Origin of the sequence: Agrobacterium sp. LR_9, from assembly GCF_041954855.1 — a bacterium.
GTDB lineage: Bacteria > Pseudomonadota > Alphaproteobacteria > Rhizobiales > Rhizobiaceae > Agrobacterium > Agrobacterium leguminum.
In genome coordinates this window covers 1-13758 of record NZ_JAVAYA010000010.1, presented here as the reverse complement: position 1 = coordinate 13758, position 13758 = coordinate 1, and the positions used below count along the sequence as shown (strand labels likewise).

At 57.2% G+C, this 13758-nt stretch carries 17 protein-coding genes; 10 read left to right on the top strand and 7 right to left on the bottom strand.

Annotation, left to right across the window (positions count from 1 at the left end; translation table 11 throughout):
- Positions 1–218: 218 nt before the first annotated feature.
- From RAC79_RS13310 to RAC79_RS13300, 3 genes are all read right to left on the bottom strand, one after another.
- A complete protein-coding gene (locus tag RAC79_RS13310) occupies positions 219–1211 on the bottom strand; it encodes an MBL fold metallo-hydrolase (RefSeq protein ID WP_374997088.1) in 993 nt (330 codons plus the stop codon).
- Between the two features lie 158 nt (positions 1212–1369).
- A complete protein-coding gene (locus RAC79_RS13305) occupies positions 1370–2272 on the bottom strand; it encodes a LysR family transcriptional regulator (protein WP_374997087.1) in 903 nt (300 codons plus the stop codon).
- Positions 2269–2952 carry a TetR/AcrR family transcriptional regulator gene (locus tag RAC79_RS13300; RefSeq protein WP_144579120.1) on the bottom strand — a complete coding sequence of 228 codons (684 nt, stop codon included), beginning with the start codon at positions 2950–2952 and terminating at the stop codon, positions 2269–2271. Before RAC79_RS13300 ends, RAC79_RS13305 begins: the two co-directional genes overlap by 4 nt.
- A 72-nt stretch (positions 2953–3024) precedes the next feature.
- Here RAC79_RS13300 and RAC79_RS13295 point away from each other — a divergent pair, with 72 nt between their 5' ends.
- Together RAC79_RS13295 and RAC79_RS13290 are read left to right on the top strand one after the other, a co-directional pair.
- A complete protein-coding gene (locus tag RAC79_RS13295) occupies positions 3025–3756 on the top strand; it encodes an SDR family oxidoreductase (protein WP_374997086.1) in 732 nt (243 codons plus the stop codon).
- Positions 3757–3993: 237 nt separating this feature from the next.
- Complete coding sequence (locus RAC79_RS13290) at positions 3994–4902, top strand: helix-turn-helix domain-containing protein (protein ID WP_374997167.1); 909 nt, start codon at positions 3994–3996, stop codon at positions 4900–4902.
- 47 nt (positions 4903–4949) lie between these two features.
- Here RAC79_RS13290 and RAC79_RS13285 read toward each other — a convergent pair whose 3' ends face one another.
- On the bottom strand, positions 4950–5912 hold the full coding sequence (locus RAC79_RS13285; protein WP_374997085.1) for a hypothetical protein: 963 nt from the start codon (positions 5910–5912) through the stop codon (positions 4950–4952).
- A 168-nt stretch (positions 5913–6080) separates the two neighbouring features.
- On the opposite strand from RAC79_RS13285, the gene RAC79_RS13280 reads away from it, so the two are divergent.
- The 5 genes from RAC79_RS13280 to RAC79_RS13260 all read left to right on the top strand — a co-directional run bounded on the left by RAC79_RS13280 (position 6081) and on the right by RAC79_RS13260 (position 9900).
- Positions 6081–6938, top strand: a complete 858-nt coding sequence (locus RAC79_RS13280; protein ID WP_223565053.1) for an alpha/beta fold hydrolase — start codon at positions 6081–6083, stop codon at positions 6936–6938.
- Between the two features lie 203 nt (positions 6939–7141).
- The gene (locus tag RAC79_RS13275; RefSeq protein WP_223565054.1) at positions 7142–7540 is read left to right on the top strand and encodes a RidA family protein; all 399 of its coding nucleotides are present in this window, start codon (positions 7142–7144) and stop codon (positions 7538–7540) included.
- 200 nt (positions 7541–7740) lie between these two features.
- Positions 7741–8490: an SDR family oxidoreductase gene (locus tag RAC79_RS13270; protein ID WP_374997084.1), complete on the top strand. Its 750-nt coding sequence runs from the start codon at positions 7741–7743 to the stop codon at positions 8488–8490.
- A 55-nt stretch (positions 8491–8545) separates the two neighbouring features.
- Positions 8546–9094 (top strand): flavin reductase family protein, encoded by a 549-nt coding sequence (locus RAC79_RS13265; RefSeq protein ID WP_112967575.1) that lies wholly within the window; start codon positions 8546–8548, stop codon positions 9092–9094.
- Between the two features lie 74 nt (positions 9095–9168).
- Positions 9169–9900: an SDR family oxidoreductase gene (locus RAC79_RS13260; RefSeq protein ID WP_252755133.1), complete on the top strand. Its 732-nt coding sequence runs from the start codon at positions 9169–9171 to the stop codon at positions 9898–9900.
- A gap of 87 nt (positions 9901–9987) precedes the next feature.
- On the opposite strand, the gene RAC79_RS13255 is transcribed toward RAC79_RS13260, so the two are convergent.
- Positions 9988–10443 carry an Rrf2 family transcriptional regulator gene (locus RAC79_RS13255; RefSeq protein WP_374997083.1) on the bottom strand — a complete coding sequence of 152 codons (456 nt, stop codon included), beginning with the start codon at positions 10441–10443 and terminating at the stop codon, positions 9988–9990.
- A gap of 111 nt (positions 10444–10554) precedes the next feature.
- Between RAC79_RS13255 and RAC79_RS13250 the strand changes: the two genes are divergently transcribed.
- From RAC79_RS13250 to RAC79_RS13240, 3 genes are all read left to right on the top strand, one after another.
- Positions 10555–11232 carry a class I SAM-dependent methyltransferase gene (locus tag RAC79_RS13250; RefSeq protein WP_374997082.1) on the top strand — a complete coding sequence of 226 codons (678 nt, stop codon included), beginning with the start codon at positions 10555–10557 and terminating at the stop codon, positions 11230–11232.
- Between the two features lie 39 nt (positions 11233–11271).
- Entirely contained in the window at positions 11272–11958 is a 687-nt protein-coding gene (locus RAC79_RS13245) for a glutathione S-transferase family protein (RefSeq protein WP_112967579.1), read from the top strand.
- A 215-nt stretch (positions 11959–12173) separates the two neighbouring features.
- Complete coding sequence (locus RAC79_RS13240; protein ID WP_374997081.1) at positions 12174–12587, top strand: hypothetical protein; 414 nt, start codon at positions 12174–12176, stop codon at positions 12585–12587.
- 331 nt (positions 12588–12918) lie between these two features.
- Here RAC79_RS13240 and RAC79_RS13235 read toward each other — a convergent pair whose 3' ends face one another.
- Entirely contained in the window at positions 12919–13290 is a 372-nt protein-coding gene (locus tag RAC79_RS13235; RefSeq protein WP_374997080.1) for a hypothetical protein, read from the bottom strand.
- Positions 13287–13715, bottom strand: a complete 429-nt coding sequence (locus RAC79_RS13230) for a DUF6516 family protein (protein ID WP_374997079.1) — start codon at positions 13713–13715, stop codon at positions 13287–13289. Before RAC79_RS13230 ends, RAC79_RS13235 begins: the two co-directional genes overlap by 4 nt.
- Positions 13716–13758: the final 43 nt, after the last annotated feature.

Below are 13758 nucleotides of genomic sequence, written 5' to 3'. Positions count from 1 at the left end.
TCGTTGCCAACTCCGCTCATATAGTCCACGTGCCGAGAGGCAGGCGCCACCTGAATGTGGGCCGGGCCCTACGACCCAGCCCGTGCCGCGATCAGAATTGTCGTCGATGTGACCAGAGAATAAGTGGCGACGCGGGTAACAAGCGACCCATTGCTGTGCCCTCTGTGTATTCCCCCATCGACGAACGATCTAGCTCCTACATCGTCGCCATCAGGTTCTCATCTCACCATGCCAGCTTCACCATCAGAGTAATTCACCGGCATCCAGTCGAAGTGTTCGCCTTCTTTGAGGACATTGCCGATCCCCGGAAAGGCAATATGCGCGCCGGCGACGAGATAACCTTCCGCGATGGCTTCGGCGAAGGCGTCAAGCCGGGATCGCACTGCCCTCGGACGATCGACGTCGAACTCGATGGTCACATCAGGCTGCTCGAACTGAACGATATCGCCATGCGTGATGTCGCCCCAGAACACCAGTTTTTTGCCGCCGCTTTGAACCACGATCGAACTGTGGCCCGGAGTGTGGCCAGGGCGCATGATCGACTGGAAACCCGAAATTACCTCCTTATCATCCTGAAACACTTCAACCCGGCCCCGCTCGAGATACGGCCGAAGGCAATCCTCTGCTTCCTTGAACAGCTGCTGGTTCAAGTCTTTAGGTCGCGCCTCTACCGGAGTTTTCAGCCAGAATTCAAGTTCACGCGCGGGAACATGCAGGGTTGCGTTTTCAAAGACGAGCTTCCCGTCCCGAACCAGGCCACCGGAATGATCCGTGTGGACATGGGTCAAAATGACATGATCAATCTCAGAGGCCTTGTAGCCGGACGCTTCCAGGTTGGCGAATAGATGCCCGGCCTCCGCGCCTAAGTAGCTACCACTACCGGCATCTATGAGGACGAGACGCTGACCGTCATTGACGAGGAAGGCGTTGACCGATGTGTCAGTCGGAATGTCACGGTAAGCTGCGCCAAGCAGTTGAGTGGCTTGCTCTGCGGTCACGTCACGATACATGTCCGGAAGAGGGAGGGGCAGTGTGCCATCCGAGAGTGCCGTGATTTCCAGATCGCCAAGAGCCATCCTGTAAAAACCGGGCGACTGAAAGTGTTGCTTACGGGCAGCCGCGAAAGTGAGGGAAGGGGCTCCCGAAATGGCCGCGACCGTGGTTAGCATGGACGCCCCCTTGAGGACGTTTCGTCGTGTTACGCTGTTCATGATAAATCCTTCATGCATGGTCACCGAGCAGCGCCAATTCGATGCGCCCGGCGATTACCGGATGAAAGTAAGTGGTGGTCGTTCGGGCGATTAGGCACCGAACCTTGATCGCGCTGTCAGCGATTTGATTACAATAAGGGATCGAGCAGTGAGACTGCTCAGGTCAGCTGCAGCACGTTTTCGAGGTTCTCACTCAGATAGTCGATGAAGGACCGGACCTTGAGAGGCTGGACGCGTCCACCGGCCCTGACGGCATACAATATGGCACTGGGTCCGGACCATTCAGGGAGAATACGGACGACGTCGCCGGTTTCCACCGCTTGATGGGCGAGGTGGGGATTGGTGAGCTGTATGCCCTGTCCTCGGATCAGAAATTCGAACAAGGCCTCCGGGTCTGTTGCGACAACCACCGGGTTGATCGGGAAATCCATTACCTCACTCTGCCTTGTCAAAGGCCATGAGTGCTGAGGCTTCCCGTAAAACAATTGCGTCACCAGGCAGGCATGGTCTTTCAGCTGCGACGGATGTTGTGGGACTCCGTGCTGCTGAAGGTATTGCCTCGACGCGTAAAGGCCTGTCTGAACGTTGGCCAAGCGACGGGCGGCGAGGTTGGAATCGGGCATGGGGCCGTTCGACAAGCGGCAGGCGACATCGATATCCTCCTGCACGATGTTCTTGACGTCGTGGTCGAGAAGCAGTTGCAGTTTGACCTCTGGATAGGCTTCTCGAAACCCGACCATGAGCGGGGCGAGGGCCTTGGTGACTAGCCAGTGCGGCGCCGTCACGCTCAACCACCCAGAGGGTTTGCCATGCACCTGCTCGACCGCGCTCTCCGCGTCACCGATAAGCCGCGCGAGATCGCGACAACGATCAAAATAGATCGATCCCGCCTCCGTCAGACGTATGTTGCGGGTGGTTCTGTGAAGGAGCTTCACCCCCAGCCTCTGCTCCAGGTCCTGCACCTTCTTGCTGATCCGCGCCTTGGATGTTCTGAAGCTCTCCGCTGCAGCGGTGAAGCTTCCCCGCTCGACGACTTCAACGAAGGCTAGCGTGTCGCTCATGTCTCGAAGCATCTATGTCGTTCCTCAGGCGGCCGGATTGTCGCACACACCTCACCGGATGCCATAGCGAGGTAGGCGAGACACATGCGCTTCAACTCATCGCGTATGGAAGTCTGCTCCGAAGGTGGCAGGTTGCGCTCGAAAACATTCCTGACCGTTCCGAAGATGACGGAGAGAAGCGTGAGGTTGACGAGATCGATGTTTTCGTAGCGAGCATCAGGAGCGCTCAGCAGCATCGCCCTCGTCGCTGCATCCATGCGCTTGGCGAAAGCATCAATCAGCGCCTCATTATCCAGTTCTACCGCAGAGCTGTAGAGTGCGCGCGTGACATCGCTACGCTCCGTCTTTGCTTCCCAGTAAGTGGTAATAAGCGCCTCGACCATCTCGTCGGTCGACCGAGCATGGTGTGTACGGCAGGTCATCTCCACGCGCTCCGCCAATTTGTCGAGATAGCGTTCGTTGAGCGCGTAGAGCAAGGACTTCTTGTGGGGAAAGTACTGGTACATCGTACCGACCGAGACGCCGGCGCGCTCTGCCACACGCGTGGTGGTCAGCCGGTGCGTTCCCTCCGTAATCAAAACCTGAATAGTCGCCTCGAAAATAGCGTCGATCGTAGTGGCGGAGCGGGCCTGACGCGGCTGTTTCCGGGCCTTCAGGTGGCGAGGGGGAGGCACATCCATATGCGAATCCAAAATCTGAACTATCCTTCATATATTTACCGTCGCATCCTTCCCAAATGCAAAGGTGAATGAATGACAGATACAAAGAAAATCGCGCTCGTCACAGGCGCTAACAAGGGCATCGGCTTGGAGATCGCAAAGCAACTGACGGACGCCGGCGTCACTGTAATCATGGGCGCCCGCAGCTATGCCCGCGGCCAGACGGCTGCGAAGGAACTGACCCAGGCCGGACTGGCTGTGGAAGCCATCGAGGTGGATCTCAATAGGGAGGAGACCATTCTGGCTGCGGCCGCAGCGATCTCGGCCCGCCACGGCAGGCTCGATATCCTCGTCAACAATGCCGGTATTGTCGACGCCGAGGACGGACCGCCCTCGGTTGCAACAGTTAGTGCGGCCAGACGGCTGATGGAGACAAACTTTCTCGGGACGCTGGCCGTGACACAGGCCATGTTACCGCTCTTGCACAAGTCGAGCGCTGGCCGGATCGTCAACCTGGCGACAACGCTCGGCTCACTTACCGTGAATGGTGATCCCACGTCTCCTTACTACGAAGCACGCCTCATCGGCTACAACGCGTCAAAGGCTGCATTAAACATGCTGACGGTGCAACTGGCCGCCGAACTCAAGGGCACCTCCATCATCGTGAACTCGGTCGCGCCAGGCTATGTTAGGACGGACCTGACGGGAGGCAATGGCTACATGACGCCCGCAGAGGGGGCTCGTCTTCCGGTCGAATATGCGTTGCTCGACGACAATGCGGTCTCTGGCCGATTTGTCGCCCCCGAGGGCACTGTCGCTTGGTAGCGTCACGTCATTCGGGCCGGCCTATGCCGGCCCTCTCCGACATCTCTGTCGCGCGACCGCGAACCAAGCCTTTCCCCGGGTATCGATAGCGGGCGTCAGTGAAACGGATAACCGGCACGAAGGCACTTAGTCCCAAGGGAACACATGGTAGAGACAGTCGCAACCTCCGAGTATCCTGAGCCCGGTCCTCTATCGCCAGAGGATGATGAGGATTTTCCGCCGGGCGCAGATGCACCTATGCTGGACCGAACTGTCCCAGATCGCACGTCGCCCCGTGGCCTGGAGCAGTTCATAGCGGGCCGAACCTTGTTGAGCGGGGACGGTCTGGCCTGGAGTGACCTTTTCGTTCAAGTCTACTCACGCCATCAGAACCAAGAGCCGTTTCTGGTCCCGGCAGTGGCCGAACCGTTGGTGGTCTGGGTTATGTCGGGTGAGGCCATCGTCGAAGAGCGAGATCTCGATGGAGAGTGGCAGACTGCTCATGTGACCGTTGGCGATTTTTTTCTGACCCGCACGGACCGGCCTTATGAAATGCGGTGGCGCGCTCTCGGATCCGATCCGTTTCAGGTGATGCACCTATACATGTCTGTCCCTCTGTTCGAGCGGGTCGCAGGCGATGTTCTTGGCTGCGACACTCTTCCACGGATGCGCGATGTGTCGGGAGGCCAGGATCCACGGCTCGCACATTTCCTGGCTCTCATTCACCACGAGCTCACGGCGCAAGGTAGGGGGAGCCAGTTGTATGTCGAAGGGCTAGCCCAAAGTCTTGCTGTTCATCTAATACGAAACTACGCCTCGAACGGCGGCGATGATGATCGGCAAGCCGCATTGCCCGGCTACAAGCTGAGAAGGGCGATCGCTCATCTGGAAGAACACTTGGCTGAACCGTTCAATCTGGCGGAGCTTGCTGAAAAGGCTGGGATGAGCCCTTTCCACTTCAGCCGCTTGTTCAAGAAAGCGACAGGGCTGTCACCTTCTCGCCACTTCATCCGTCAGCGGATGGCGCGCGCCCAGCAACTTCTACAAGAGACAGATCTCAGCATCATCCGAGTAGGCATTGCTGTCGGATACACCAGCCCGAGCCATTTCTCGCAAGTCTTCAGACGGGAGACGGGACTGTCACCCAGCCACTATCGCAAGACGTGAAAACTGAACGCCGCATATCCGGGGTCGTCTTCCGGTGTACTCACACATCAAGGTTCTGGCGGTATCAGGACACGCGTTTGTTTCTCCCACCGCCAGGATGTGTGCCCCAGCAATCGGGTGCCGCCCCACCAGCGATTAACGCCATGCGTCTCGACGAAATCAATTTCGCCCGCGATGATCTTGTGCCCGTCAGCCGTCAATCGAAGGTGGCTTTCGACATACGTGTCCCAGGCGTCGACATCATCAAAAAAGTCTGTCGCCCTCAAGCGTCCAGACAGCCCGGCAATGAGTGGCGAAACGCCTGACGCGAGCGTTGTAATGAGGTCAACGACCAAAGGCAAATCAAGCAGATGCAATGGGTCGCTGGCGAAGGCCCTGGCAACCTCGCCGACGGTACATCCTTCATCGGCGACAGTCTTCAGTACCAGGCGCTCGGACGAGCCAAGGCCCGTTTCGGCGCTCGGCAGATCATCAAGAAGCGCTTCTCTTGTCTGGGTCATAAAGGGAAAATGGGACAGCTCGTCTAAACTTAGGCCAAGCCATGCATGGGGCGTGGAAGCTGAGTAGGCCGACCATATTGCGGCGGCTGCGGTCAGATGCTGATTTTCAACCGACATCGGCGTCACCACCGAACTGGTCTGCGTCTGAGGGGGCTGTTGTCCCCACGGCGTTATGCCCTGGAAGATCAACAATTTTGTGTGGCCGACGTCCGCCGCAAGGGCACGGCTCAATAGATAGACCATCAGCAGTTGGCTGTTGGGGTCGGGATCTATGTACAGCTCCACCTGATCGGCGTCACGCCAGTGCTGCAAGATCTGTTCCACCGCCGGATGGACGGAGGGAAAGGCTTGTTGTTTGTCGCTGTCGCCGAGATCCAATTCACTGACAGGAGGCCTGATGAAGCTGCTGCGCACGGGTATGATTTGTGACCTCGTTGCAATAGATACCTGGCTCGCCTTCAAATAGCCGGCGGCTGCCTCGTCGCAGGTCACGCACAATCGATTTCGCATTCAAGAACCTCAATATTTGTCATGAGCACCGGAGCAAGTGCCGCTGTAGTCTTACTGCCTCAGGTGCAATCTTGACGCCATTTGACGCGAGAGCGCATTGGCGTCCTCGGGCCCAAAGGTGTCGCGGTGGCATCGTTGTTGCCGGCCTGGAGAAGAGTGGAGATACGAATGCAGAATGATCTGATCAACCAGCAGGTTCTCGTCAGGAACTATCGCATTGCCGCGGGGACTCATGGCAACGGTGAACCCATGGTTCTGCTCCATGGAACCCCATCCTCATCGCTTATCTGGCGGAACGTCACGCCACTCCTCATTGAGGCCGGGTTCAAGATCCACGTTTTCGATCTCCTTGGCTTCGGTCTTTCTGAACGCCCGCAAGCAGGAAATGTGGACACGTCCATGTCCGGGCAGGTGCCAATTCTCGAAGAGATGCTGGAGTACTGGGGCCTTGAAAGTTTTCACTTGGTGGCGCACGACATTGGCGGGGGAATAGCGCAAAGATTTGGCATTTCTAGTCCGGATCGATTGAAGACGCTAACGATGATCGACGTCGTCAGCTTCGACAGCTACCCCTCACGGAGGACCAAGCAGCAAATGCAAAATGGTCTTGAGGCGCTGATGAAAGCGCCCGAGGCCACCCATCGGGCGCATTTCCGGGACTGGCTGCTTAGCGCTGTATACGAAAAACACAGGTTCGAAGAAGGCCCGCTTGAGACGTATCTGGATTATATTTCGGGCCCGATAGGGCAGCCGAGCCTGTTTGAGCACCAGGTCAAGCACTACGACCCGGTCCATACGTTGGAGGTTGCTGATAGGCTTGGTGAGCTGGAAAACCTCCCTGTGCAACTGATCTGGGGCGCCAATGACGAGTGGCAGGTCCCAGAGTGGGGGCAAAAGCTTCATGATGCAATCCCTGGGTCAATCCTGACCATCTTGGAAAATTGTGGTCATTTCTCGCCGGAGGATCAGCCGGAGAAAATTGCGGAGCTGGTTTCGCAATTCGTCCAGTCTACTTCGGGCAGGTGATGTGAGGCCATATCGCACGACATGTCGCGGCCTCTTCTTTAGGCCTTAGGCCGATAACCTGCTGTCCCGGCTGCTGCTCTGTCAATTTCAGCAAAAGCCCAACACACGAAGCAAGATCGCGCGAGACGAGCCGCTATCGGCTCCTAGCTTCTTCCCTTTCGACGACGGCGGTTTACGGACCGCCGAGTTAAAGGAGAGAGAAAATGCATTCACGTACCGCCATCTTCCCGCGCGATCGCCACGCCCTCTATCAAGCGCACGGCTACTCGGCAGCCATCGCCTCCGGTGACCTTCTATTCGTTTCTGGCCAGGTTGGAAGCCGGTCCGACGGATCACCAGAGCCCGACTTCGCGGCGCAGGTCCGACTGGCCTTTGCAAACCTCGAAGCCACCCTCTCGGCTGGAGGTTGTAGCTTCGATGATGTTGTCGACGTGACGACCTTTCACACGGACCCCGAAAACCAGTTCAACGTAATCATGGCCGTAAAAAACGAGATATTCCCGGACCCTCCATATCCGAGCTGGACCGCCATCGGCGTCAACTGGCTGGCCGGGTTTGATTTCGAGATCAAGGTCATCGCACGGCTGCCCGGCCAAGGCTGAAGCTCGCCTGGCCTCGCCAAGATGTGGGCTGAGGATCGTGAGCATCGCGCCACCATGTGCGCGCAGATCGCGACTTTTGAGCAAGAGCCCGACAGGCCAAGCAAGACTCCGAAAGAAGCCCACCCAGCGTAGCCTACATCCCAGATTGTCAACACGACAAACCGCTTCTACGCGGCTTCCCAAGAAAAGGAGTGAAGACAATGAGTAAGTTGAATGGAAAAATCGCACTCGTGACCGGCGCCTCCAGTGGTATTGGCGCCGCAACGGCTGTCAAGCTTGCTGAAGCCGGTGCTAAAGTCGGCATTGCCGCGCGCCGCACCGATAAGCTGGAGGACCTGAAGGCAAAGATCGAGGCCGCGGGCGGTGAAGCCCTGGTCCTCGAAATGGACGTCGTCGATCAGGCGTCGATCGATGCTGCAGTGAAGAAGCTGATCGATGCACATGGCGCAATTGACATTCTCGTTAATAACGCCGGACTGATGCCGCTTTCGGATATCGACCAGTTCAAGGTCGATGAATGGCACCGGATGGTAGACGTTAATGTGAAGGGTCTCTTCAACACCACCGCAGCCGTCCTGCCTCAGATGATCAAGCAGCGGTCCGGGCACGTCTTCAACATGTCCTCGATTGCGGGTCGCAAGGTCTTCAAGGGATTGTCTGTCTACTGCGCCACCAAGCATGCAGTAGCCGCCTTTTCGGATGGTCTGCGCATGGAGGTGGGTCCGAAGCACAACATCCGCGTCACCTGTATCCAGCCGGGGGCCGTCGCCACGGAACTGTATGATCACATTACCGATCCTGGCTACCGCCAGCAGATGGACGAGTTGTCCAACCAGATGACCTTCCTCCAGGGTGAAGATATCGGCGATACGATCGTCTTTGCTGCGCAGGCTCCAGCCCATGTGGACTTGGCGGAACTCTTCGTCCTGCCCGTCGAACAGGGATGGTAACGAACGACCCTCCGGCCCCTGTCTGTGCACAGGGGCCCTAAAAGGGAGATACAGAATGAAAGAATTACCCGCATCGCAGGCTTATCGCCTGCTTGAACCCGGTCCAATCGTGATGGTGTCCACGCATGATGATGGCAAATCCAATGTCATGACGATGGGTTTCCACATGATGATCCAGCATGATCCAGCATTGATCGGCTGTGTGATTGGTCCCTGGGACTACAGCTATCGTGCGCTCCGCAAGACAGGTGAATGTGTGATCGCTATCCCCGGCTTAGATCTGGCAGAGACGGTCGTCGACGTCGGAAACTGTTCGGGCGACCAGGTCGACAAATTCGAACGATTTGGCCTTGAGATGAGACCCGCAACAGATGTCGCCGCGCCATTGTTGAGCGATTGCCTCGCCAATATTGAGTGCCGCGTCTTCGACGAGCGGCTGTCTGAGCCATACAATCTCTTTATCCTCGAGGCGAAGCGGATCTGGCTCGATGAGAGCCGGAAAGAGCGTCGAACCCTGCATCATAGGGGGGATGGGACCTTCGTCGTCGACAATGGCACCCTCGACCTCAAGGCGCGGATGGTGAAGTGGCGCCACCTTCCTTGAAGTAGGAGGGAATGACATCCCCACACGCCCTCGGGAGTTTACCGTGAGAGCCAACAGTAAGAAAGGGGCACGTCATGACGAATGTGCAGGATAAGATCGTCCTTATTACCGGTGCCAGCAGCGGTATCGGCCAGGAGACGGCTCGGGTGCTAGCCAGCGCTGGTGCCACAGTCGTTCTTGGTGCGCGGCGCACTGATCGTCTCGAAGAGCTTTCTAATGATATCATCGCAGCCGGCGGCAAGGCCATTTACAAAGACCTTGACGTCACCTCCCGCGACAGCTTTGAGAGTTTCGCCGCCTCGGCCCTAAAGGCTTTTGGACGGATCGATGTCATCATCAACAATGCGGGGATCATGCCGCTTTCGCCCATGGCGTCGTTGAAGGTCGCAGAATGGGATCGGATGATCGACGTCAATATCAAAGGCGTGCTGTATGGCATCGCGGCCGTGCTGCCGGTGATGAATGAGCAGGGATCGGGCCAGATCATCAATGTCTCCTCGATTGGCGGACTTGCCGTGTCCCCGACCGCCGCCGTTTACTGCGCCACCAAATACGCGGTTCGGGCAATCTCAGATGGATTGCGCCAGGAGAACGAAAAGCTCCGTGTCACCTGCGTCTATCCCGGTGTTGTGGAGTCCGAGCTGGCTGACAGCATTACAGATCCGGTGGCAGCCGAAGCCATGAATAGCTATCGCCAAATAGCATTGAAGCCCGCCGCAATCGCCAAGGCAATCCTTCATGTCATCAGCCAACCTGACGATGTCGACACCAGCGAAATCGTTGTTCGTCCCACGGCAAGTGTATGACATCACCCACCGATTGATTGGGTCCGCTTCGACAATCCACTGCGGACCCAGTCTGATGAGCAAAAGAAGATGAGCGCCGTGACTTGTTTATGGGGATGGACGCGGTTTATCTGTGTTGCCCATTGGTTTTGGCTCTGCCTGTGAGGGCATGAGTTGATCCAAGGTTACTTGGCCAAACCTGTCGAGGAGCAGCTTTTCGGCTCGAAGCATCGTTTCTGCGAGTGCGAGGTTGACATTCTGCTCAATCAGACAGGAGGGGTGGCGGTTGCGAGAACCGATGGCAAAGAGGTTCGGCTGTTTAAGTGCGTCGTAGACGGAGAGCAGAGTAATCTGTTCAATGGGTCGCGCTAACTGCCAGCCGCCGCCATGCCCTTTGCCGGATTTGACGTGACCTGCCCGCCGCAGGCCTGCCATGGTTCTGCGAAACACGGCCGGATTTGTGCCCATGCTCCGAGCCAGCACCTCCGAGGTGACCGGCTCATTCACCTTTGCCATATGCAACAGCACATGTAGCACATCAGACAGCCTCGTGTCCTTGTTCACTAGTCCCTCCGGTTGATGAGGTGCTTAATCCGCTGCAAGTCATGTAGCATCGCTTGATACAAGAAGCCAAATCGTGTTACGTAGCTCCAACTGATACATGAAGAGGTTGTCATGAGTGGTGACGCCAACCCATTTCTCAATCCCGCGGCAGTGGCCGACTATGCCGCAGAGACGCCGCGTAAGGTGCCCGGGCTTGCAGACCTTCACAAAATGGCAGCGCTGCTAATTGCCGAACAGGCACTTGGGGCGGCGAATGTTCTCGTTGTGGGCGCTGGCGGCGGTTTGGAAATCAGAGGCATGGCTGAGATCCGGCCGCACTGGCGGTTTACCGGTGTTGATCCGTCTCCCGCTATGCTGGACATCGCCCGCCAAACCACATCGCGTTTCGCGAAGCGGACGCACCTAGTTTGCGGAACGGCGGTGGATGCACCCGCCGGTCCTTTCGATGGGGCAGTGTGCCTCCTGACACTGCATTTCTTAGCTTTGCGGGAGCGGCTGGAGACGCTCCAGGAGATCCGCAGGCGAATTAAACCGGGCGGTGTTTTCGTTGCCGCACATCACACAGAAATCGATGGTCAAGCGCAAATTTGGTTGGCGCGGTCTGCGACATTTGCCGCAGGCCCGGGTTCACTGCCTGCCCAAGCCGCCGCCTCCGCCAGAGCGATGGCCGAGAGGCTGCCGCTGCTTACGCCCCATCAGGAAGAAGCTTGCTTTCGCGATGCGGGCTTCCGGAAACCTAGTTTGTTCTACGCTGCTCTTTCGTTTCGTGGCTGGGTCATGGTCGCCTGATGTTCCACGTAGCGCCCTTAGAGCAAGGAACAGTAAGCCGTGATCGAAATCTTCAATTTCTCCTTTGGGCCTTATCCCCAACGGGTCAACATTTACTTGGCAGAGAAGCAGCCTCGGGGTGTGGCCGTAAAGCTCTATGCGGAGCCGGATAGGCTCACTAACTCACCCCCGCCCGAGATCAGGTCCCTCACTCCCATGGGATCGTTCCCAATGTTGAGGGATGCCGATGGCACCGTGATTGGGCAATCACTGGCGATCCTCGACTACATTGAAGACAAGATACCCCGTCCGAATTTGCGCGGGAACACACCAGCTGCACGGGCAAAGGTCAACCAACTCGTTCAGATGTTCGATGAGGCCCTGACTTTCTTCGGCCTTTGGGCTCGCCACGGAAGTGCACTCGGGGAAGGCGCGGCACGCTCCAGCCACGAAGTTGCGGAAATCTGCGCTGAGCGGTATTTTGAGCAGCTGCGGCTCATCGAAACGTTGATTGGTGATGAACCGTTTATCGCCGGTCAGCACGTTACGCTGGCGGACTGCGTCGCGATGGCTACGCTGCAATACGCGAGAGATTTCTACGATGTGCCGATCCCTCTGGAGTGCGCTAAGCTACAGATGTGGTTCGATAGCTTCATCCAGCGCCCCAGCGCCAAGCGGCCAACCTATCCTGAGCAGCAGCGAAGCAAAGCATTTGGCTTGATGAAGCAGACAGGATTTTGCCTATGACGTTAAATTCAATTCTGACGCTTGGCGAGATGGTCTGAACGATCGGGCGCTAGTTCGATCCCTTTCAAGGCGAAGACGCCGGCCAGACAATTCTCTTGATGCGACCTGCAAAGGACAATGACCGCTTTGCGCCAAAAGCGGACATTGCAGGTTAAACTCCAAGACCATAATTATCATCGCCAAGCCCTGTGGACATGGGCAGTGGAGGTTGGGGAATGGACAACGAACAGAGCTTCTGGATGCAAGTCGGAGATGAGGCAGAGGGGTATTCCGTTGTTGTCGAGGACGACGGCAAGGTAGCCTACGCCTATCTGCTCGATCCGTCTCACGCCATTATCGGCGATGTTTGGCTGTACAACCGAGGGCCAACACCGAAGGCAGTCGACTGGGCTAATCGAGACTTGCTTCCGTTCGCAAACCCACAGGACTTCGCAAGCGCTATAACGATTGAGCCGTTGCAACGCGAGGCCGATGTCCTGGTGCAATGGAAACGGGCTTCAGGACAACCACTTCAGGCTCACCTATACATCCGGGGAGAGCTTTTCGCTATTCTCAAGGATGGCTTCGCTCCGGGGTGGTCGCGCCTTGCCGCAAGAAGCGGCCCTCTGGCGCTAGTGCTGGAAGGCTGACTGAGTCCGCTTCGGGCCGAATCCGGACTACGGAGTCCACGTGCCCGTCTTCGCAGATGGGACAGAGGGAGAGCAGCCACCAGCCCCAGTTCGTCCAGCCCCGGCAGCCTAAGCTCCTTGCTCACCAGCGGAATCTGTGACGCGGAGCTATACAAGGGCAGGGGTCGTAGGTCCGACTCCTTTCAAGAGCGAATACTTTGGTTAGCGCTTGGTCCGGGGTGGTCATGTTTCTGATACAGGCAGTGCCACTATTACATATCGGGCTGGCGAGCCCGGCTCGCAGAAGGTGAGAAGCATCAGAATCGTTCCGCTGGAAGGGAGGATGCCTGCGTCATGCAACCCTTCGTGTGGGAGCCATCACCATGTCGACATGAATATTCGAAAACGGGCAGTTCAGCGCACCGCGCTCATCCTTTTCGATCAGTCCCAATTCGACCAATGCCGCAGCGTCTTCATGAACGCGCTCGACGTCCCGCCCCAGCCTCCATGCGAGTTCCCGCACACCTACGGTTCCGCTTCCCAAGAGCGCGTCCAACAGCTGCCAGCGGCGCTCCGTCAATCGGGAGAAGAAAGCGCCGGGGGTCTCGAAATCAAGCGTCTCACCCTGATACTCCCCACTCTGAATCCCATTCACAGCCCGCTTTCCGGCTGCACGCAATGCTGATTTCCAGTCTGGATTTGTCGTGATGGTCAATGTTCTCATGACTGCCTCCTCTTTTCGACTTCGGACACGAAGTCTTCGATAAGCTGGTCGATTGTGGTAAACCGGTACGGGAATTCCTTCCCGTCCAGATGCATGTGATCACCTTTTCCCCGCTCATTGTCGAAGCCGACCACGCGCACATCGTCCTGGATATAGACCATGCTGTATTTAAACTCGTGGTCGGTTGGGGGAACGGGCGTCGGCACTTTCCAGACGACAGATTGGATAATGCTTCCGTCTGCCTCGACACTCTTATCTCGGTGATTTTCTGCGCCTTCATGTTGTCCATAATGCCAACGTTCTGAAGCGTGGTCGAGTTCGCCGACACTTGATCCCGTGGTAAAGCCGGTAGCAGCGGAGAGACGCTGCGACCTGCGACGGCAGATGTCATTCAGCCGCCTCGGCATCATCGTTGCAACCGTCATTCTAATGCCGAAACACATTTATGGAAAAAAGCGGTTAGCCATT

What these genes read in the sequence shown, in the direction of transcription:
- RAC79_RS13240 (WP_374997081.1), top strand. Translation starts at nt 12,174, where the DNA reads ATGGACAACGAACAGAGCTTCTGGATGCAAGTCGGAGATGAGGCAGAG.
- RAC79_RS13295 (WP_374997086.1), top strand. Translation starts at nt 3,025, where the DNA reads ATGACAGATACAAAGAAAATCGCGCTCGTCACAGGCGCTAACAAGGGC.
- RAC79_RS13275 (WP_223565054.1), top strand. Translation starts at nt 7,142, where the DNA reads ATGCATTCACGTACCGCCATCTTCCCGCGCGATCGCCACGCCCTCTAT.
- RAC79_RS13270 (WP_374997084.1), top strand. Translation starts at nt 7,741, where the DNA reads ATGAGTAAGTTGAATGGAAAAATCGCACTCGTGACCGGCGCCTCCAGT.
- RAC79_RS13260 (WP_252755133.1), top strand. Translation starts at nt 9,169, where the DNA reads ATGACGAATGTGCAGGATAAGATCGTCCTTATTACCGGTGCCAGCAGC.
- RAC79_RS13230 (WP_374997079.1), bottom strand. Translation starts at nt 13,715, where the DNA reads ATGACGGTTGCAACGATGATGCCGAGGCGGCTGAATGACATCTGCCGT.
- RAC79_RS13250 (WP_374997082.1), top strand. Translation starts at nt 10,555, where the DNA reads ATGAGTGGTGACGCCAACCCATTTCTCAATCCCGCGGCAGTGGCCGAC.
- RAC79_RS13235 (WP_374997080.1), bottom strand. Translation starts at nt 13,290, where the DNA reads ATGAGAACATTGACCATCACGACAAATCCAGACTGGAAATCAGCATTG.
- RAC79_RS13285 (WP_374997085.1), bottom strand. Translation starts at nt 5,912, where the DNA reads ATGCGAAATCGATTGTGCGTGACCTGCGACGAGGCAGCCGCCGGCTAT.
- RAC79_RS13305 (WP_374997087.1), bottom strand. Translation starts at nt 2,272, where the DNA reads ATGAGCGACACGCTAGCCTTCGTTGAAGTCGTCGAGCGGGGAAGCTTC.
- RAC79_RS13280 (WP_223565053.1), top strand. Translation starts at nt 6,081, where the DNA reads ATGCAGAATGATCTGATCAACCAGCAGGTTCTCGTCAGGAACTATCGC.
- RAC79_RS13310 (WP_374997088.1), bottom strand. Translation starts at nt 1,211, where the DNA reads ATGAACAGCGTAACACGACGAAACGTCCTCAAGGGGGCGTCCATGCTA.
- RAC79_RS13290 (WP_374997167.1), top strand. Translation starts at nt 3,994, where the DNA reads ATGCTGGACCGAACTGTCCCAGATCGCACGTCGCCCCGTGGCCTGGAG.
- RAC79_RS13265 (WP_112967575.1), top strand. Translation starts at nt 8,546, where the DNA reads ATGAAAGAATTACCCGCATCGCAGGCTTATCGCCTGCTTGAACCCGGT.
- RAC79_RS13300 (WP_144579120.1), bottom strand. Translation starts at nt 2,952, where the DNA reads ATGGATGTGCCTCCCCCTCGCCACCTGAAGGCCCGGAAACAGCCGCGT.